The sequence below is a fragment of the Acidilobus sp. genome (assembly GCF_049973875.1).
GTDB lineage: Archaea > Thermoproteota > Thermoprotei_A > Sulfolobales > Acidilobaceae > Acidilobus.
In genome coordinates, this window is sequence record NZ_JBMFJI010000001.1 from 143,868 (window position 1) to 163,201 (window position 19,334).

Annotated in this window: 17 protein-coding genes; 10 read left to right on the top strand and 7 right to left on the bottom strand. The window is 51.1% G+C overall.

What is annotated here, in order from left to right:
• Positions 1–9: 9 nt before the first annotated feature.
• Positions 10–1,698, bottom strand: coding sequence for a cytochrome ubiquinol oxidase subunit I (locus tag ACP5H1_RS00890; RefSeq protein WP_427970697.1), 1,689 nt, complete (start codon positions 1,696–1,698; stop codon positions 10–12).
• A 479-nt stretch (positions 1,699–2,177) separates the two neighbouring features.
• Between ACP5H1_RS00890 and ACP5H1_RS00895 the strand changes: the two genes are divergently transcribed.
• On the top strand, positions 2,178–2,660 hold the full coding sequence (locus tag ACP5H1_RS00895; RefSeq protein ID WP_427970699.1) for a hypothetical protein: 483 nt from the start codon (positions 2,178–2,180) through the stop codon (positions 2,658–2,660).
• Between the two features lie 54 nt (positions 2,661–2,714).
• Here ACP5H1_RS00895 and ACP5H1_RS00900 read toward each other — a convergent pair whose 3' ends face one another.
• Positions 2,715–3,047: a hypothetical protein gene (locus ACP5H1_RS00900; RefSeq protein ID WP_013267064.1), complete on the bottom strand. Its 333-nt coding sequence runs from the start codon at positions 3,045–3,047 to the stop codon at positions 2,715–2,717.
• Positions 3,048–3,196: 149 nt separating this feature from the next.
• Here ACP5H1_RS00900 and leuS point away from each other — a divergent pair, with 149 nt between their 5' ends.
• The 4 genes from leuS (at position 3,197) to ACP5H1_RS00920 (ending at position 8,603) form a co-directional block, all read left to right on the top strand.
• On the top strand, positions 3,197–6,094 hold the full coding sequence (gene leuS / locus ACP5H1_RS00905) for a leucine--tRNA ligase (protein WP_427970701.1): 2,898 nt from the start codon (positions 3,197–3,199) through the stop codon (positions 6,092–6,094).
• Positions 6,095–6,235: 141 nt separating this feature from the next.
• On the top strand, positions 6,236–6,769 hold the full coding sequence (locus ACP5H1_RS00910; RefSeq protein ID WP_427970703.1) for an HD domain-containing protein: 534 nt from the start codon (positions 6,236–6,238) through the stop codon (positions 6,767–6,769).
• A 107-nt stretch (positions 6,770–6,876) separates the two neighbouring features.
• The gene (locus tag ACP5H1_RS00915) at positions 6,877–8,013 is read left to right on the top strand and encodes a DUF763 domain-containing protein (protein WP_427970705.1); all 1,137 of its coding nucleotides are present in this window, start codon (positions 6,877–6,879) and stop codon (positions 8,011–8,013) included.
• Entirely contained in the window at positions 8,010–8,603 is a 594-nt protein-coding gene (locus tag ACP5H1_RS00920) for a metallophosphoesterase family protein (RefSeq protein ID WP_427970706.1), read from the top strand. The genes ACP5H1_RS00915 and ACP5H1_RS00920 overlap by 4 nt, the downstream gene beginning before the upstream one ends.
• Positions 8,604–8,608: 5 nt before the next feature.
• Here the strand turns inward: ACP5H1_RS00920 and ACP5H1_RS00925 are convergent, their stop codons facing one another.
• Complete coding sequence (locus ACP5H1_RS00925; RefSeq protein ID WP_427970708.1) at positions 8,609–9,019, bottom strand: secondary thiamine-phosphate synthase enzyme YjbQ; 411 nt, start codon at positions 9,017–9,019, stop codon at positions 8,609–8,611.
• 70 nt (positions 9,020–9,089) lie between these two features.
• Here ACP5H1_RS00925 and ACP5H1_RS00930 point away from each other — a divergent pair, with 70 nt between their 5' ends.
• Entirely contained in the window at positions 9,090–9,743 is a 654-nt protein-coding gene (locus ACP5H1_RS00930; RefSeq protein ID WP_427970760.1) for a dihydrofolate reductase family protein, read from the top strand.
• Between the two features lie 85 nt (positions 9,744–9,828).
• Here ACP5H1_RS00930 and tes read toward each other — a convergent pair whose 3' ends face one another.
• From tes to ACP5H1_RS00950, 4 genes are all read right to left on the bottom strand, one after another.
• Positions 9,829–11,604: a tetraether lipid synthase Tes gene (gene tes, locus ACP5H1_RS00935; protein ID WP_427970710.1), complete on the bottom strand. Its 1,776-nt coding sequence runs from the start codon at positions 11,602–11,604 to the stop codon at positions 9,829–9,831.
• 195 nt (positions 11,605–11,799) lie between these two features.
• Positions 11,800–12,225: a thioredoxin family protein gene (locus tag ACP5H1_RS00940; RefSeq protein WP_427970712.1), complete on the bottom strand. Its 426-nt coding sequence runs from the start codon at positions 12,223–12,225 to the stop codon at positions 11,800–11,802.
• Between the two features lie 51 nt (positions 12,226–12,276).
• On the bottom strand, positions 12,277–13,689 hold the full coding sequence (locus tag ACP5H1_RS00945; protein ID WP_427970714.1) for a phosphoglucomutase: 1,413 nt from the start codon (positions 13,687–13,689) through the stop codon (positions 12,277–12,279).
• A 296-nt stretch (positions 13,690–13,985) separates the two neighbouring features.
• Positions 13,986–14,237: a hypothetical protein gene (locus ACP5H1_RS00950; RefSeq protein WP_427970716.1), complete on the bottom strand. Its 252-nt coding sequence runs from the start codon at positions 14,235–14,237 to the stop codon at positions 13,986–13,988.
• A gap of 179 nt (positions 14,238–14,416) precedes the next feature.
• Here ACP5H1_RS00950 and ACP5H1_RS00955 point away from each other — a divergent pair, with 179 nt between their 5' ends.
• From ACP5H1_RS00955 to ACP5H1_RS00970, 4 genes are all read left to right on the top strand, one after another.
• Positions 14,417–15,625, top strand: a complete 1,209-nt coding sequence (locus tag ACP5H1_RS00955) for a nicotinate phosphoribosyltransferase (RefSeq protein ID WP_427970718.1) — start codon at positions 14,417–14,419, stop codon at positions 15,623–15,625.
• Positions 15,626–15,640: 15 nt separating this feature from the next.
• Positions 15,641–17,113, top strand: coding sequence for a hypothetical protein (locus tag ACP5H1_RS00960; protein ID WP_427970720.1), 1,473 nt, complete (start codon positions 15,641–15,643; stop codon positions 17,111–17,113).
• Between the two features lie 105 nt (positions 17,114–17,218).
• Complete coding sequence (locus tag ACP5H1_RS00965; RefSeq protein ID WP_427970722.1) at positions 17,219–18,010, top strand: KaiC domain-containing protein; 792 nt, start codon at positions 17,219–17,221, stop codon at positions 18,008–18,010.
• Between the two features lie 100 nt (positions 18,011–18,110).
• Positions 18,111–19,331, top strand: coding sequence for a methionine adenosyltransferase (locus ACP5H1_RS00970; protein ID WP_427970723.1), 1,221 nt, complete (start codon positions 18,111–18,113; stop codon positions 19,329–19,331).
• Positions 19,332–19,334: the final 3 nt, after the last annotated feature.

Here is a 19,334-nt window from a genome sequence, read left to right on the forward strand (position 1 = left end):
CCCACCTCCTTAATACGTCACCTCATCAAGGACCTCCCTCTTGGAGGGCACCCAGAGGAACCTGTAAACAGCATAGACCAGCGCGGCGCCTATGACTATGTAGAACACGCTGAAGAGGGCCTCGCCCCAGGCCGGTGGTACGTTAACTGTAATAGTGTCGCTTAGCGTCATCATGCCGTATACTACCCATGGCAGTCTTCCTATTTCCCTGGCAGCCCAGCCCATGTAGCTTGAGAGCTGCGCTAGCACGGCGGCTGGAACAAGGAGGTAAAGCCAGAACCTGGGTATCCTGTCAGCCCTGTGGAACACTATGTAACCTGTTAGTATCAGAGCATAGACGCCTAGTGCTACGCCAAGAATTACCATGGCGTAGTAAGCGTAATCTGCTATTAGTGGCGGCAGGTAAGTCGAAGTGCCGGGCACTCCTAATGTTGGCGAGAGGTTGCCCCAGCTGCTGTAGTGCGTCATAAGGTAGCCATAGTTTGGCAGGTGCGCGCTCAAGGTGCCATAGGCCAGGAGCTTCTCTATGGGTCCAGTGTGGAGCAGCTCAGCTATGGAGGTGAAGCCTGGGACGCCTAGACCCTCGAAGGCGGCGAACTTCTCAGGCTGATAGTGCGCCACAGCTACGCCCATCTCGTGACCAGCTATGAGGCCCTGGTATATGATCACTATGAGTGAGAAGACCACTGAGAACTTGAACGCCTTGAGCAGGTACTCCTTATACCTCTTATCCTTGACGCTCAGCAGCCTGGTCCCGAAGCCGGCCATTGCAGTGAAGCCTGATACAGTTAGGCCAGCACCTATGGAGTGCATCACGGAAGGGGCAAAGTCAGGGCTCTCAAACAGGTACAGGTATATGTTGTAGTACCTTACAGTGGAGTCCATTATTGAGTTGACTACGTTGAGCACCGGCACAGCCGCCAGCCCTGGGTCATTTAAGGCGCTTGGCTTCAGCACAAGCTTTAGTATGCTCTGGTTTAATGTGTAGCCCGCAAACGACTCATAGACTAGCCTGTCTACTATAGTAACTGGCACGGCAGCTATAACGCCATCGCTGGTGGTGCCCATTATCTGGACGTGAAGTGACTGGAGGGTCGTTATGTTCAGCAGTGACGCTATGCTGTTAGGTATCACGAGGGTCAGCTTTGGATAGCCCTCAGCATAAAGCCACTGGCCGGTAGTTGCATTATAGTCAGGTATTAAGCCAGTGGGCACCTGCATATAGGCGTTTGCAGCGACTATCATGGCACCTGAGTACCATGGGCCCACGAACGCGAAGAACGTTAGGACTAGCCTGGCCTTAGGCGACAGCTTGTCCCAGCCATACCACAGCATGTAAATGACCAGGACCTCCATGATAAACGCGAAGACCTCGGCGTACATCGGGAAGTAGAGCCACTTTCCAACGGCTGTGAGGACCCTGGGCCACACGGTTATGAGGCCGAACTCCACTAGGGTGCCCGTGGCAGCCCCTACGGCGAAGACTAGCGCTGTGCCCTTAACTAGGACCTTAGCTATCCTCATCCAGTCAGGGTCCTTCGTCTTGAAGTATATGAGCTCCGCTATGAAGGCCATGAATGGAAGACCGAGGACGTACTGGAGGATCCCCCAGTGTATACCTATGCCGACAATCGACATGGCCCTGGTGCTCCACGAGCCGTAGTCCACGAGCTGTTGCCATACGTTGATGCTGGACACCTCGCACCGCCAGTTTTAGATTCTAAGTATAAGTATATGTGTCCTTTATAAAAATGTTTCACCTAGTACATTATAACGTATATAATGTTATTTATTTTGATAAATATGTAGTTAGTTATTAAAAACGTTGAAGGCTAACGCCGCTTTTGATGTAACCTAAGGGAGAATCGTCAGGGGTCTGATGGACTAGGATTCATCATTGGGGGTGCCCTCCGCTGTCCGGGTTCTACTCTTCATCCTATTGTCTAGGCACAGCCAGGGAGCTTAAACTTCTTCTCTAAGGGACTCACACGATCTTTAAGCTGAGAAGAGCCTACAGCAGCCTTTAAGTTAAATTAGCCGAGCAGGCAAGTTCTTAACTTCTAGTGGACGTGCCTTTTAAGCTGAAGCTGTAGGTATATTAGGCGTCAAGGTTAGTGTATAGGCCTCCTTCCAAAAAGGGAGGCCTTCACCTTACTTTCTCTCCAGAGGTGCGTGCTATGTCCAGCGACGTAGAGACTGGCTCGCAGCCCGCTGCCGCGGAGCTTTACATGGAGGATATAAAGGGGATAGCCGATGAGGTCGCCAGGCTCCTCTTTATAGCAGGGTCCACTAGAGGCAGCGCCGCGGCCCAGCTGTCCGTTTATGCGTCACTTCTTTATGATGAGCTGATAGCTAAGGTTAACTTGAGGGACCACGCTGATGGAATAATTAACCTCATGGGCGAGCCCCTCTCCAGCGCTGCCGACGTCGTTGACTGCATGGGCTATAGGGCCGTAGCCTCGCTTCTCGTGGCCGCATCTAAGGCCTTGGAGGGTGAGAGCCTGGAAGCCTACAGAAGTGACCTGGAGCTCTTCGCCGACTGCATGGGCTGGCTGGTGTCGCCGCATAAAATGCTCAGCGACGAGCAGAGAGGGGCGGCAGTGCTAGTGTCATTTGCTGCAGCTATAAACAAGTGGCTTGAGGAGCTTGCCTTATCTTAGGAATATAGAGTGGGCAGGGCTTAATATCATGGATTTAAAGAGGCGTGGCCTCCGTCATTCCTCCTCGTAGAGCCTAATGGTTATTTCAGCTTTAACCTTCTGCGATGAGAAGGGCGGCGTTTCCTTGCCTAAATCTATTGCGATGCTGACCGGGTTACCCAGGTCGTCAGTGAACCTCACCTCGGCTATGTAGGTCTGTTCAGGCCCTCCTGACTCCATCATCTTCATTATGGACTCGTAAAGCCTTGATATAGCCATCTGGAAGGATGCGGGGCTCGCTAGGTCATCAGGCTTAAGGCTTATCATGGCAATGTTTTTAAGTGCCTTGCCTACTTTTGCCTCGGCCTGCACATGCCTTACTATCTCAGCTCTCTCCTCCCCGCTCATCTCTTACTACCACTGAGGCTGTCACAGCTGAGCTTATTATATATGTTAAGCTCGTTGAAAACTTTAAGGTTCTCTTGGGTTATAGCCTAGTTTAAGCTGCGAGTGGGCAACAGCTTTTAAGTTAGGGTCTTAGGTAATGCCCAGAGAAGGTGGAGCGGTTGACGCTAATAACAAATGTAAGAGCGGCTGAAAGATTGAAGTCCATAGAGGATAAGTGGCAAGCCGAGTGGAGCAGAGCTAAGGTCTATGAAGCTAACGTCGATCCATCAAAACCTAAGTTCTTCGTCACATTTCCATTTCCGTATATGAATGGCTTACCTCACCTGGGCAGCGCGTTCACCATACTCAGGGTTGATATAACGGCAAGGTATAAGAGGATGAGGGGCTATAACGTCCTCTTTCCTCAGGGCTGGCACGCCACGGGAGGTCCAATAGTGGCCGCCGCTCGCAGGCTCAGCGAGGGCGACGCAAAAATACTGAACGAACTTAAGTCCATGGGAGTGCCCGAATCCGTGATACCGCAGTTTAAGGACCCCGCCACGTGGGTCAGGTACTTCACTCAGGAGTGGAAGAAGGACCTCATGAGGTATGGACTTAGCATAGACTGGAGGAGGGAGTTCTTCACTACAAGTCTTAATCCTTACTTCAGCAAGTTTGTCGAGTGGCAGTACCTTAAGTTGCGAGACCTGGGTTATATAAGGAAAGGAGAGCACCCCGTAGTCTGGTGCCCCCACGAGAAGAAAGTCGTAGGCGACCACGATAGGCCTGATGAGTATGTAGGCATAGGTCCTGTTGAGGCTACTATAGTGCTGTTCAAGCAGATGAACAGCGATACCTACTTAGCCACCCTAACATACAGGCCTGAGACCATATTAGGCGTGACTAACCTGTGGGTCAATCCCGCCTCTGAATATGTGCTAGCAGAGGTTGACGGAAAGAGGGTTATACTTAATGAGTATATGGCTGAGGAGCTGGCGGATCAGAGGCACGAGGTTAAGATTATAGGTAGGGTTTCCGCCCGCGAGCTCATAGGAGTCAAAGTCATAGTGCCCTTGACAAACGCAGTGGTGCCTGTCCTGCCGGCCACATTTGTCGTGCCAGACGAGGGCACTGGGCTCGTCATGAGCGTTCCGGCACACGCCCCCTATGACTACGTCGCACTGATGGACCTAAAGAAGATGAACGAGGACGCGTTAAGAGAGTATGGCATAGACCCATCAGAAGTTCGCTCAATAAGGGTCAAGAAGATAATAGAGACGCCTGGGCTTAAGGGGATACCAGCAGAGAGCATAGTATCTAAGCTTGGCGCTAAGAGCCAAGAGGACAGGGACCTTCTCGAGAAGGCAACTAAGGACCTCTACTCAAGGGAGTACTACATGGGTGTAATGAAAGGCGAGGTGGGAAGCTACGAGGGACTTAAAGTTATAGAGGCCAGGCCAGCCATAGAGAGCGAGCTCGTTAAACTAGGCCACGCGATCAAGGTCTACACCCTTCCCTCTAAGGTCTACTGCAGGTGCGGCGCCAGGACCCACGTTAAGTTCGTCGAGAACCAGTGGTTCCTCACCTACAGTGACGAGGGGTGGAAGCTGAGGACTAAGAAGCTGCTCTCTAACATGAACATCTACCCTCCGCACCTTAAGTCAGACTTCATGCAGCTCGTCGACTGGCTCAAGGACTGGGCGTGCACTCATCAGAACGAGCTGGGCACGCCGCTGCCTTGGGATAAGGACTGGGTCATAGAGAGCCTCAGCGACTCTACAATATACATGGCCTACTACACCATAGACTATTTGCTGCAGGGCAAGGTAAACCCTGAACAGCTTAAGCCTGAGTTCTTCGACTACGTATTCCTTGGCAGGGGATCAGCCGAGGAAGTATCAAGGTCCACGGGACTGCCCCTGGAGCTCATAGAGGCAGCGAGGAGGGAGTTCACCTACTGGTACCCGGTAGACCTTAGGATAAGCGGCAAGGACCTGATGCAGAACCATCTGCTGTTCTTCATGTACCATCACGCGGCAATATTTGATGAGAGCCTCTGGCCCCGCGGCATAGGAATAAACGGCTGGGTTCTGATAAATGGCGCCAAGATGAGCAAGTCAACTGGGAACTTTATAACACTACGTCAAATGCTCAATGAGGCCGGAGCTGACGCCACGCGCATTGCAGAGGTGCTAGCCGGCGCTGACGGCGGACTTGATGACGCTAACTTCACCTTACGTGACGTGGATACCGCGCTCTCAGGCCTAGTTGACTGGCTTGACTTCGTTAAGGACAACTACGGGAAAGGTAGGGACGAGAGGTTAGCTATAGACGACTGGTTTGAGAGCACGCTGAACTCAACCGTTAAGAGAGTAACTGAGAGCATGGAGCAGCTGAAGTTCAAGACAGCCTTTACTTTGGCCTTCTACGAGTTGCAGAACAAGTTCAGGTGGTACCTCAAGAGGGCTGGGACGCCTAACAGGGACCTGTTGAAGAAGTACATCGAATACGTCACCTTGATGCTGGCCCCCTTCGCCCCTCACACGGCTGAGGAGGCTTGGCATGTTACCGGCCACACCACATTTGTTGTCACGGAAAAGTGGCCTGAATACGATGAGAGGCTGATAAGGGATGACGTTGAAACGGCGGAGAGGATAGTAGAGGTTCTGTTAAACGATGTAAGGGACGTCATAGGCCTCCTAGGTGCAGCCAAGAGCGTTACAGTTACCGTGGCGGCCGAGTGGAAGTACGCAGTTCTCAGCGACCTCAAGAGGGCAGTGGACGCTGGCAAACCATTAAAGGAAGCTGTTAAAGATGTCATGGGGAAAGATTATGGCGTGCCCCGCCAGGAGCTGTCAAAAGTGCTGCAGAGCGTGCTCAGAAGCCCAGAGGTGCTAGAGTTGCTGGTCTCAAGGGACGTGGAGCTTAAAGCTCTGGCCGAGGCCAGGGACTTCCTTTCAAGAGAGCTGGGAGGAATTGAAATAAGAATTGAGGAGGAGGAGGAGGGCGTCTCACCAAGGAAGAGCAACGCTCTGCCAGGTAAGCCAGCCATATACGTTTCTAAGTGATGAAGATGAACTTACCTAGTCGCGTAGGTTTAACTCAAGGTGAGCTGCGCCGCCTCTAGAAGGGGCGAGGTTTTCAGCTCACTTTGAATCCTATCTTTTCTTTTATAGATTTGTGATCAACGGCCATATGGGTGACCCAGGATGAGGCTGCCCGATGTCATAGTAGCCCTGAACTCGCTCTCAAGGACTGGCTGGATGTTAAGGGGAGTCCCATCTTCATTGGCTGAAAGCGTCTCTCAGCACTCGTTCGCTTCAGCGCTCATAGCGGCGGAAGTGGCCTCTTCAGCAGGCCTCGACCCCTTTAAGGCGGCATTCATAGCGTTAGTTCACGACATAGGCGAATCAGTTATAGGCGATATATCAAGGAGCGCGGACATTAAGGAGGAAAAGGAGGCCGCCGAAAGGAGAGCCATAGAAGGCCTAGAAATCAGTCGCCTTATAAAAGCCTCTGCCATGGAATACTCTGAAGGGAAGACCCCTGAGGCCCAAGCGGCTAAGGTGGGTGACCTGGTCTCAACGGTGCTTCAGGGTCGCTATTATGAAGCCCTTGGCTTTAAGGTATCTGACATAGTTACTTCCTCATGTAAAGAAGCTAAAGACGTGATAGCTAAGCTGTCTAATAGTTCGAAGATCTTGGAGGCCCTAAGCCGTAACGGCATTGAGCTAAACTGCTGACCGCATAAATCGAGCCTGACGGCCACGTTTTGCATTAAATGGCGCAAAGCTAATCCGAAGTCCAAAACAATTAAGGTTCGCTGGGCAACCTTTTACGGGGCCAACAGTTGACAGGCGCCGCCGACCTCCCATTACATGACGGCCACGTACCTCCTTGGATGCTAAAGGTTATGAGGTCTCTTACAGAGAGCATAGTTAAGGTTATCGTTGACGAAAGAGGACCTGATGGCCTAGTGAGGGCCTTGGCTGACCCCTTCTGGTTCCAGGCATTTAACAACGTCATTGGGATGGATTGGGATAGCAGCGGGAGCACAACCGTGGTGGTAACGTTGCTTAAGGAGATCAGCTGGTCCAACGAGCTGGGTTTTCTAGTACTTGGCGGTAAGGGCAAGAGGATGCTGCAGGTGAAGGAAGAGGCTGAAAAGGCCGAGAGGCTGTTAGGGGTAAACTCTGAGGAGGCCTTCACGTTTAGTAAGGTAGCCGCCCGCGCCGCCTCGACGTTCTTGCAAGACGGTTATGAAACGTACGTACATGCGCTGGTGCTCACGGACAAGGGACCTCAGCTTGTAATTCAACAGGGTATGAACTTAAGGACACGGATGGCAAGGCGGTATCATATAGATAGGGCTTCGATAGAGGAGCCTTTCTCTGGCGTCACAGGATATCGCAGCAAAATAACGCTCAACGCGACTGCAAAGGAGAGCGGAGCCGCCAGGAAAACTTACCTTGATATAATTGCCGAGGGCAAAGAGAGGCTTCTAAGGCTGCTGGCCCAGAGCAACGCTGCCCTGGGCGCGCCTAACCTCCTAAGGTACATCGAGATTGAGGGGGAAGTCAAAGCGTCAGAGCCAAAGGCCTATTATAGGCCGGTCGTGCCCTCGAGGCAGCTGCTTAGATCGCTTGACATAATCTATAAGAACCCGCCTCAGGACGAGAAAGACTTAGCCACTGTGGAAGGCCTCGGGCCCGCTGTGGTGAGGGCCTTGGCCCTCATAGCCGATGTAATATATTCTGTGCCAACCTCGGAGAGGGACCCAGTTACCTTGTCAATGGACCCCTTCGCTTACGCTTACGCGGTTGGGGGTAAGGATGGGGTTCCATACCCATTTGACAGGAAGGTTGCCGAGGAAGCCATAGAGTACCTGGCGAGGGCCATAGAGGAGTCAGCTTTGGGAAACGCACAAAGGCTAAGGGCCATGGCCAGGTTAAGGCAGTACCTGGCCAGATATGGTGTGGTACTATGATAATTGCTCACATCTCTGACATACACTGTAACCACGAGATTTTTAGGGAGTTTTTGTCCTCTGAGAAGTTCGATCTCCTGGTAGCCTCTGGAGACTTTGAGTGTTTAGAGACCGCCGAGCTCCTGGCGTCCTGCTGTCCAGGGAAGGCGCTGGCGGTGACCGGCAACCTGGATGATCCCTCCATAAGGAGGGCTTTGGACGGAGGAGGAGTTCTAGTGGACGGCAGGCTCGTTAGGGTGCAGGGCCTCAATATAGCGGGAGTTGGGGGCATAGACTTCAGGAGCGACATTGTGAAGCTGAGGAGGACTGTGAGCGGGAGCGAGCCCATAGACCTGCTGGTAACTCATTACCCGCCTAGAGGTGTGCTGGACCTGGCGTATATAGGAGTTCACATAGGACTGCCTGAGATAGGGCTTCTGGTCAGGGAACTGAAGCCGAAGATTCACCTCTTCGGTCATGTACATGAGTCCCCGGGAGTAGAGTTTAATGATGTAACGCTCTCGGTAAATCCAGGGCCTCTGAGCATGGGTAAATATGCAATTATTACTCTAGGTGAAGGACTACCACGGGTTGAGCTGAAAACGCTTTAGTTAGGTCACTCCCCGATGAACGTCAGCTCTAGATGCCTTGTCCTTGGGCCATCCATTTCGATGAGCAGAACCCTTTGCCAACGACCTAGCTTAGGGCTACCATTTATCACGGTGAGACACCTAGAGTTGCCTATGAATGATGCCGCTATATGCGCGTGAGCGTTGTTATCTATTAGGTTATGCTTCCATGGCCCTCCCGGTTCAAAGAGCCTCTTTACGGCGGTTAGTATATCATCCATGAGCCCTGCCTCGGCTTCATTTATAGTGACAGCCGCGGTTGTGTGAGGCACCGATATTATGAGGAGGCCGTTTGTTACGTTGTTCCTGTAAAGAAACTCCCTGACACTATCAGTTACGTCTATTACGTCAAACCTGTCCCTGGTTCTAACATCTAGAGTCTCGTTAATGAATTTCAACGTTCACCCCGTACCGTATACGGCCTTCGATTTTATTAAAACTAAAGCACATAAACCGTTAGGGGATCAGATGAGGCCCTATACTATAATATTTTCAACTATGAGCGTTGATGGGCGTATAGCCACCGAGGAAGGCTTTTCAAGGCTCAGTTGCGACGAAGATTTTAAAGTTCAACATAAACTAAGGGCATGGTCAGATGCAGTTTTAGTGGGTGCCAACACTGCGATAAAGGACAATCCTTCCCTGACGGTCAGGAAGGCCGTCGGCAAAAACCCATTAAGAGTCGTGGTGGACGCGTCACTCAAGGTGCCTCCCACTCTTGACATGTTTTCGATTCCTGGAAAGGGCGTTATAATAACCACGGAGAATCATAGCGAAGAAGAGCTGGCTAAGTACAAGGAGAGAGGCATAGTAATAATAAGGGCCGGCGTAGGGCCTGAAGTTGATCTAAGCGCTGCCGTGCGCGCCCTATTTGAAATGGGCGTAAGAAGGTTAATGATAGAGGGCGGAGGAACTACCAGTTACAGATTTCTGAAGGAGGGGCTTGTAGACGAACTCTGGATCACGCTTTCACCTGTAGTATTTGGCTCTGGCATAAGCGTAATTAATGGCGAGAGGAGCCTGCTTCAGGACCTCTACCTGAGGGAACTCAAGGTACTGTGCGGTGGCTGGATCCACTTAAGGTATAAGGTCATTAAGGGTGAAAGTGAGAGAGGAATCTAGCCATAAATAAACAAAGTGAGTGATAGCTGCATCAACGTGGATAGCAAAAAGGAGTAAACTTTGCAGTGAGGGCTTTTGAAAGGTTTTAGTAAATAAGGCCCTTATACGTCTCATAGTAGAGCGGGTCCTTCTTTATCCTCAGTATGTATTTGGATCTGTTGTACTTTTCTCCTGGGCTGAAGCCCTCCATCTTGTTTACCTGTAGGTCCATCTTCTTGTACTTAGCCTGTATATAGTCCCTATAGAGGCTCTCCATCACATTGAAGGTGCAGAAGGGCACCACCCTGCCGTCGGGCATGGTGTAGTGTATGTTGCACCTCCTGACCCTCTCCACATCGTAGTTGTAGAGGTCCATGAAGTGCATCATGCCTATGAAGAGCATCTTGTAGTGCAGCTCTCCCAGGGCGTCATAGTTCCTCCTTATCAGGACACTAGTGAGCAGCTTGGAGAAGCTGAGCTCCTTCGGCATCCTCTCCTTGTCGGTGAACTTCCTGAGGTCTATGACTCCCTTAAGCAACGCCAACTTCTTGAACTTCGAGTCCTCTACGTTAAACCTTTCCTTGTCAAGGAACTCTATGAAGCCCTCTATGTCGAAGAAGTCCCCCAGTGGAACGAACTTAGTTGGCACGCCGTCAGGTCCTCTCTCAACGAAGACGTAGTTAGCGGCGCCACACATGGGGTGATTGGCCATGCAGAACTGCTCGCTGCCAACTGACGCCTCTACGAACTTAGCGAACTTGGCGGCCACGGGTATTGGGTACCATGTATCTGCGGGTATCTGGCCGTCAGTCTGTTCCTCTATGCCTTTTATGGCGTCAGCTATGGTTACCCTCATCTTTTCCCTTTCGCTTCTCTTCAGCTGCCCACTTAGGCTCACAGGCTGGAAGTTGACGGCCCTTACTATGTCCATGTGCTTGCCTGCAAACTTAAGTATGAGGCCCATCTCGTTAAAGTTGGCGTTCTTGATAAGCGTCGGGACGAGGACCACGCTCGTCATGCCAGACTTCCTGAAGACCTCGAATATGAAGGGCACCTCCCAGTGGTTCTTGGGGTTAGCCTTAGGTGTTACGCCGTCAAAGCTCATGTAGACGGTGTTTACGCCTGCCTCTCTGAGCGTTCTCGCGTAGTTTATGGCGGCCTCTGGGTCGTTAAAGTACATCTCGGCGAACTTAATTCCTGCGGTGTTAAGCTGTATGTGCTTTACTCCCTCTTCCTTCAACATCTTTATGATCTCTGGCAGATCTTCCCTTAGGGTTGGCTCGCCGCCGGTTATCTGGATTGCCATGGTGAAGCCCTGCTTCTTTATCTGCCTAACCTGGTACCTCAGCAGCTCTATGGATGGTTCGTAAACATAACCGGCCTTCTCTGCGTAGAAGAAGCAGTAGTAGCAGCTCAGGTCGCACCTGTTCGTCACCACCAGGTTTACGAGCGCCGAGTGGTTTTCGTGCATTGGACACAGGCCGCAGTTATATGGGCATGGCAACGTAAGGGCTACATAAGCCTTCACGTGGCCCGCTCCTTTGCCGCTCTCCTCATACTTCATCATTTTATAGTAGATCTTGGCGTCCCCATAGTAAAGTTCCTCGAACTCGCCGTGCTCTGGACAGACCTTCCTTATGTAGATCTTGCCGTCCCTCTCTATGATTCTTGCTGGCAGGAGCCTCATGCACACTGGGCAGAGGCTCGTCGTGTAGTTTACGTGCTTCTCACCTTCCCTCAGCTCAGGGAGAGGCCCACCTATCGGAATTCTCTTCCCAGCTATTTCTACAAATACCTCATTGCCTTCCTTAACAAGCCTGCCAGGGGCAGCCAGGGTAGGCGGCCCCTCTACGCGGGCTCTTGATACTTCAGTTACAGCCAATTATGTTACCTCCTGAGATTATTTTACGGAGGCGTCAGTTATTTAAGCCTGTACAAGTATCCGTAGGGCCACGCCTAATGTAGCCTAAGTATCGGTATAGTTGGCAATCTCTTAAGTCAATAGCTGGCACGTGCACGCGGCGATGGCAGTTTTGGAGACCCGTTTCAAGGACGGCTAGGACCCAGCCCTCAGGAGCTATTTGGAGGCCCTTCCAACGTACGCGCTCATTCTTCTCTTGAGCTCGTCTTTACTTACCTGGCCCACTATAGTATCAACTACCTTGCCGTCAGATATTATTAGTATTGAGGGTATGTGCCTTACCTGGTACTTGTCTGCAACAGAATAAGCAGCGTCCACGTCAACTTTGCCGAAGGCGACTCTGGGCACTAGTAGCTCCGTCGCCACGTCCTTGAAGGTCTTATAAAAGTTTATACAGGGGCCGCACCACTCGGCCGTAAAATAAAGGAACACTATCCTGTTTTCCTTAAGTAGCGAGTCAAGGTTCGCGGAGCTGACATTTATTATGAACTCCTTCAATACCTTCTCCAGGTAAAGGGCCCTTTCCTCCAGCTTCTCTGAGAGGTCAATCCAGGGGTTAGCCCCCTTTTCTTCTCCGTTCAACGCTTACACCTAGTCGTCTGCTGAGCGAGGCCCCTTTAAAAGTGAAAGCTGCTATATCATGCTTACTGCCTCCTCGATGTTGACCAAACCTATGTTAAGCTCTTGCGCTGAACTTAAAGCTATAGATTTAATTTTGTCAACTATCTCTTTAAGTCTTGCAGGCCTTGTAGCCTGGGCATAAACTCTTACCTTGCTTTCGGTGCCGCTTTTTCTAACAAGTATCCAGCTTCCATCTTCACCTTCGACTCTAACACCGTCCAGGGTGAGCATGTTAACTACCTTGGTTCCAATGGCTTCTTCTATGTGATGCGAGAGGCCCGTGTATAAGAGGTCTTTGTCGTGATCCTCCCTCACTACAAAGGAGAGCCTCGCACTAGGGTATGATGGCAGGGAGAGCACCAGTTCATCGATTGAGGCGCCGCTTCTCATCACTTCGTCAACTATCAGAAGCGCCTGGTAGATGCCATCAGGCCAGGGCCCCCAGGCCGGATCTATAAGCTTCCAAGGTTCGGCAGCCATCAGGGTGTTGCCTGTTATGTACTCGTGTAACCTCCCAAGCGGGGCCCTAACGATTCTGCCTCCCATTCTTTCCACAACCTGCTGGACCTCGTAACCAACATCTACTGAGACAACTATGTCGCCTCTCTTATCCATTAACTTACGGCGGGCTAGCATAGCAATTACGAGGTCCTGTTTGACAAAGCCGAGCCCCCTCACCAGCAGTGCCAGCCTGTCAGCGTCACCATCATGGGCAAGCAGCATCTCGGCTCCCGAGCTTTCAAGCATTGGTTGTATAGACGCCATCACGTCAGGCCTGGGCTCTGGGAGCCTGCCAGGAAAAGTCCCATCCAAGTTACAGTTTATGCTCACAATTTTTTCGATGCCGGCCTCCCTCAACAGCTTTGGGGTCACTATGCTTGCGGCTCCGTTGGCGCAGTCCACCAGTACCTTGGGCTTCTCAAGCCTTTTCCAGCTATTAGCATCTATAAATTCTAAGGCATCATTTATGTATGAATCGACGGCGTAGGTTTCCATGGTAAAGGATCCCACCTTGTCCCAAGAAATCTCGTGAACAGACCCAAGGTTACTTTCGATGGACTCCTCCTCACTCCTAAAGAGCTCCATGCCATCCTTTTTCAGCAGCTTTATACCGTTATCAATGGGAGGGTTGTGGCTAGCAGATATTGACGCGCCAAGGGATGATCGGGAGCGCTTGACCTCGTGGGCTATTACTGGTAGCGGCGCTATGCCTATAAGGATGGCATCGAGCCCCCCAGCCATAAAGCCTGAGGCAGCAGCCAGTGAGAGCAAGGGGCTTGTCAGTCTTGAGTCGTGACCAACTACGGCGCTTCCCTTAGAGCTAGCTATTAATCTGGCGGCGGTCAGCGAGATGTCGTATATGAGCCTAGGGTTCACTTTCTCTGGGAACGGCCCCCTGGCTCCAGCTGTCCCGAAGAGTGGCAACTAGTTCACCTTCAGCGCTCTACTGCTACGATGGTTAATATTAATTTTATAATAAAGTGTCTCGCGGAGAAGCCCGTGTCGCGCAACACTGGTACGGTGATGTGGTGAGTCTTGTCAAAAGGAGAGGGCTCATCGAGCAATCGCAATAATAGCTGCCTTAGGTCACTTAGGCCTTAATACTAGGCGCAGGCCACATAATGCCAAGGTCGTTTAGCCGCTAGAGCCCTGGCGCAAAAGTCCTTCCAGTAGCATCTTTATTAATGATATTATTTAATAATAAAATTCAGGCCATGAGCTCAGCTTCCCCCCTTGAGGGGTATGGCAGGGCACTTGGCAAGGCCCAGGAGGTCACCTATCTGCTTAGGCTTAATGCACACTACTCCAGTATCTTCATCAACTTCTACAACGAAATCCCTGCCCCACCTCTCAATAACGTACTTCTTAATGTAAAGGTTCAGAGGCAGCGCGTAGTACTCATACTCATAGACTTTGCCGTCAACCTCCTTCTTGCCCTTCATTCTTCTCGCTTCAACGGCCCTAACCTTCACTTTGCTCGCCTCTGTTTTCTTCATTAGGAGAACTGGCCTAGATAAGCTTTTGTTAAAACTACACAGTAGCTACCCTTGGGCTTGCTATTTCAATGGATTATGGCGATTAAACTTTTGAGCTAGTCAAAGATTTCTTAAGCGTTGTCCTAGGGAACTTTAAAATCGCTAACATGGTCTAAATGAGGGGGCGAAGCGTAGTGCCCAGGGAGCCAAGCATATTTGTTGCCACCAAGGAGGAGATAACAAACGGTGAGGCGAGCGACATATATTTCAAGCGCACCCAGGAAGTCCTAAGATTCGCTAACCTGAGTAATGTGAAGGTCAGAATGGAGGTCCACTTGTACAGCAACCCTCCAGAGGGCGACTGGGCAGTTTACGCGGGGCTGGAGGAGGCTCTAGCAATACTTAAGGACAAGCCTTTCACCGTTTACTCTGTTCCCGAGGGAACGGTTTTCAGGAGAAAGACGCCGCTTATGCTCATAGAGGCTCCATATGAGGCCTTTGCCCCCTTTGAGGCGCCAGTCCTTGGGGTTCTAAGATTTGAGAGCAGCATAGCTACTAAGTCAGCCAGAATACGCGTTGCAGCCGGCGACAAGCTATACCTGTTCTTTGGGTTAAGGGCCTTGCACCCTGCAGTGTTTCCAGCCGCTGACAGGGCCGCCTTCATAGGTGGGGCGGATTCGGTGAGTGGCATACTCTCAGAGAAGTACCTAGGGCTCACGCCCCAAGGCACCATGCCTCACGCCTTGATAATAACTGTGGGAGACCAGAAGAAGGCGTGGCAGCTCTTTGCAGAGCTTTACGGCAATAAGATAAACATAGTAGCGCTGGCAGACACTTTTGATGACGAGAGAATAGAGGCCCTCACGGCGGCTGAGCTGCTTAAGGAAAAGCTGTGGGGCATAAGGCTAGACACGCCCTCCAGCAGGAGAGGCAATATGCATGACATTGTCGAGGAGGTCAAGTGGACGCTCAAGCTGCACGGCTACGACAATGTCAAGGTTATAGTCAGTGGGGGGCTTGATGAGCAAGAGATAGCGGAACTCCGTGACGTGGCAGACGGCTTTGGGGTAGGAACAAGCGTAGCCATGCCTAAGAGCGTCGACCTCAGTATGGATATCGTGGAGGTCGACAGGGGTAACGGATGGGAGCCTATTTCGAAGAGGGGCAAGATGCCAGGGGCTAAGATGGTTTACTCCTGTGGCGCATTGAAACACCACGTGGTACCGTGGAGCGCAGAGCCCCCTACATGTGATGATGGCAGGAGGGCGACTCCCCTGTTGGTTAAGTACTTAGACAACGGAAAGCTCGTGCGCGATCTGCCGTCGCTTGGCGAAATAAGGTCTTATGTTATATCTCAGCTTAAGGAGCTTAAGCTGCTCCAATAACGGTGCTTTAACGCCTTGAGCCGCACTCCAACAAGGCTGATATTTGGAAGGATAGTACTTTACGGCGCAGCCCTCGTTCTAAATATCGCTGTAAGCATACTGCTGGCCAGAAGGTTAAGCGACGTAGACTACGCTGTATATCAATATGCGACAAAGAGAATAATAACCTACGCAACGATACCTATAGGCCTCTTTGGAGTTTGGATGTATAGGTATCTAGTTACCAGGAGAAGAGGGTCCTTTACTGCAGGACTTGCACTCTCCCTTCTGAGCGGCCTCATGGGCATCGTCCTGGGCTTCGCGTTGGAGTATGTAGAGGCAAAGGTGGGCCTTTTAGTAGCCATGGCTGCGGGAGTTACTGTAATGTTACAATCTATAATGGGCGGTATAACTACCATGATGGATGCGGTGAGGCCCCTCAGGCTGGGCCTCCTCCTACTAATCTATAGATTGCTTTACTCACTACTGATAATTCTAGCCCTATACGTTGAGGTGCCCTCGCTTCTTCACGTCTTTATAGCTACATCAATATCAATATCAATAGCTACGGCTCTTGGGTTCAGGTGGCTTTACGAGGCTCTGGGAAGGAAGGCCATTGAGCCGCCCTGGAGCACTTTAAATGAATGGGCCAGGACCTCAAGGCCCCTGATAATAGCTTACGTTACAGGGTTTGTAGCATCATTAGACGCAACAATAGCGTACCCACTCGCAGGCCCCAACGTGGTTGCAGCCTTCTTCATAGCGGCCGCGATAGCCACTTTGGTAAGGGAGTCGTCAAATACAGGACTAAGGTATCTTCATACGTACGTACTTACTACTAGTGACGTGGCCGGCGGCCTGAGATCGACATTCCTGGTAGCTATGCTCGCGGCTCCGCTCTTGATATACGCTGCCGTTCATCCTCTCTATATCATCTATGTGTTTAACTATAAGTATTCTTGGGCCTCCATGGCTTTGACTATTTTTATGATAACGGCCATTATTGAGATAGTCAACGGTGGACTGTCAAACGTTGTTATGGGCTCAATAAGCGAGGTTGGAGAGGAAAGCTTGCCCAAGTTTGAGAGGCTTAACATCATGGCTTCGGTGCCCTCTCTAATTTATGTGGTTATGTTGGCGGCCGCGTTGGCTGTGCTCAAAGGAGAGGCCGTGGCTGTGCTAATAACAGCGTGGTCCTTGGTATACATGGCCAGGTTTATGATATCCGTTACGATTTACTACTCCAAGTTCGTCTCTGGCTACGGGAAGTCGGTCATAAGAAGTTACGCTGGGAAACTCCTAGCTTATGCGGCTTTGGCGGTTCTGCTTTCGCTCCTCTTTAAGCCGCTGGAACCCCCCAGCAAGGGGCTCTTAAGATCAATATATGTCCTTGCCGAGATGGGCATACCGTACCTTGCAGCTTACTATGGGATTATAGTGTTGATAGACAAGGGCCTAAGGGCCACGGCTGCCAGGCTTCTTAAGTCTAGCTTAAGGCGGTGGGGGTAGCGTCTAGCTGATGGCGGGAAGGCTTTCAGAAAGCATGAAAGAGATTTTAGGCCTAAAGTCAAAATATTAACTTTGAGCCCTACAAAGTACTAGGAAGCGCCGAAGATGACCGTGCACATAGAGAGGCTTTCAACAGGAGTTCCTGGTATAGACAGGATGTTGGCAGGCGGTATACCTAGGGGCTTCTTTGTGGCAGTTGTTGGGGAGCCGGGCACTGGGAAGACTGTTTTCGCACTTCACTACGCATGGCAGGGCATAAAGGATAACGACAAGGTGATTTATGTGACCACGGAGGAGAGCCGGGAAAGCATAATAAAGCAGGCCAAAATGTTTAACATGGACCTGGATAAGGCTGTTGACGAAGGCAAGGCTATAGTAATTGACGCCCTTCTTAAGTCTCAGAACGACGAGTGGTCCCTGGAAGAGGTTGACGTCGAGACCCTTGTCAACAAAGTAATAGAGGCCAAGAGGAAGCTGGGCTACGGCAGATCAAGGCTGATAATTGACAGTATGAGCACGTTCTGGCTTGACAAACCCGCCATGGCTAGGAAGTACAGTTATGCCGTAAAGAGGGTCCTCTACAGGTGGGATTTTACTGTGCTCATGACAAGTCAGTATGCTATAACGACGTCCAGCGCCTTTGGGTGGGGACTTGAGCATGTGGCCGATGGTATAATAAGGTTTGGAAGAAAAGTTATAGGTGGGGAGCTTAAAAGGTACATCTTAGTTGAAAAGATGAGGCAGACCCCTCATGATCTCAGGGTTAATTATATCGACATAAGGGACGGCGAAGGGCTTGCAATACTAGGGCCCGCCAACTTCAGTAAGGAGGACCTGGCGCTGCCTGACGATGTTAAGAGAAGGATAAGGTCTGCAAGCAAAGATTTAGGTCTGTGAGCGAGTATTGACAACAGATTAACATCCTTGGGCGTTCCGTTAAATTAGGGTATAATTTAAATTTGTGAGGGGTCTGAAACCCGCGCAGGTGAGCGTATAAGTGACAAGGAACATAGTGGTGAGGCAGTTAGGTCAACAGCCCATAGAGGACACGGAAGTAGAGCTAGTTGAGAGGAAAGGACTTGGTCATCCCGATTACATAAGCGACGCCGTGGCTGAAGAGGCCAGCAGGCAGCTCAGCGCTTACTATAAGGAGCACTTCGGCACCATAATGCATCATAACTTGGACAAGGTGCTGCTGGTAGGAGGCCAGGCCTCGCCCAAGTGGGGAGGAGGCGATGTTATAACTCCTATATACATTATAGTGTCTGGAAGAGCCACGACAGAGGTCAGAACTTCCTCAGGAATAGAGGAGGTTCCGGTAGGAAGGATTATAATAAAGGCCGTGAAGGATTGGATATCAAGAAATCTCAGGTTCCTGGACCCCGAGGTCCATGTAGTGGTTGATTACAAGGTAGGAAAAGGCAGCGCGGATCTCAGGGGGATATTCGAGTCGAGAACTGCAACTTACAGGGCGAACGATACCAGCTTTGGAGCGGGCTTCGCACCCCTCAGCACGCTTGAGAGGCTGGTCTTTGAAACCGAGAGGTTGCTCAACAGCAAGGAGTTTAAGTCAAGGGTTCCAGCCTCAGGCGAGGACGTCAAAGTAATGGGCCTCAGGAGAGGCAAGAGCATAGAGCTGACAGTAGCCGACGCCATAGTAAGCCGCTTCGTGAACGGCCCAGAAGAGTACATGAGCGCGAAAGAGGAGATAAAGGATGCCGTTCTTAATCTAGCAAGCAAGCTGGCGCCAGACTATGACGTGAAGGTTTACATAAACAGCGGCGATATACCTGAAGAGGAGGTCTTCTACCTTACAGTCACAGGGACCAGCGCCGAGCACGGGGACGACGGGGCCACAGGAAGAGGCAACAGGGTCAACGGGCTGATAACTCCCATGAGGCCTATGAGCCTTGAGGCAGCGGCTGGCAAGAACCCTGTAACCCACGTAGGCAAGATTTACAACGTGGCAGCTATGGAGATCGCACAGCTGATATACGCTAAGGTGCCTAACATAAGGGAGGTCTATGTAAGGCTCCTCGGACAGATAGGGAGGCCCATAGACGACCCGCTAATAGCTGACGTGTCTGTAATACCGGACAAGGGCGCTCAGCTTACCTCTGACTCCAGGCAGGAAATCGCCAGCCTCATCAACGAGTACATGTCCAGGCTGCCAACGCTCTCGGACAGGTTCCTTAAGGGAGAGGTACAGCTCTATTAGAGT

What these genes read in the sequence shown, in the direction of transcription:
- ACP5H1_RS00900 (WP_013267064.1), bottom strand. Translation starts at nt 3,047, where the DNA reads ATGAGCGGGGAGGAGAGAGCTGAGATAGTAAGGCATGTGCAGGCCGAG.
- ACP5H1_RS00930 (WP_427970760.1), top strand. Translation starts at nt 9,090, where the DNA reads ATGAGGCCCTATACTATAATATTTTCAACTATGAGCGTTGATGGGCGT.
- ACP5H1_RS00895 (WP_427970699.1), top strand. Translation starts at nt 2,178, where the DNA reads ATGTCCAGCGACGTAGAGACTGGCTCGCAGCCCGCTGCCGCGGAGCTT.
- ACP5H1_RS00910 (WP_427970703.1), top strand. Translation starts at nt 6,236, where the DNA reads ATGAGGCTGCCCGATGTCATAGTAGCCCTGAACTCGCTCTCAAGGACT.
- ACP5H1_RS00920 (WP_427970706.1), top strand. Translation starts at nt 8,010, where the DNA reads ATGATAATTGCTCACATCTCTGACATACACTGTAACCACGAGATTTTT.
- ACP5H1_RS00965 (WP_427970722.1), top strand. Translation starts at nt 17,219, where the DNA reads ATGACCGTGCACATAGAGAGGCTTTCAACAGGAGTTCCTGGTATAGAC.
- ACP5H1_RS00955 (WP_427970718.1), top strand. Translation starts at nt 14,417, where the DNA reads ATGAGGGGGCGAAGCGTAGTGCCCAGGGAGCCAAGCATATTTGTTGCC.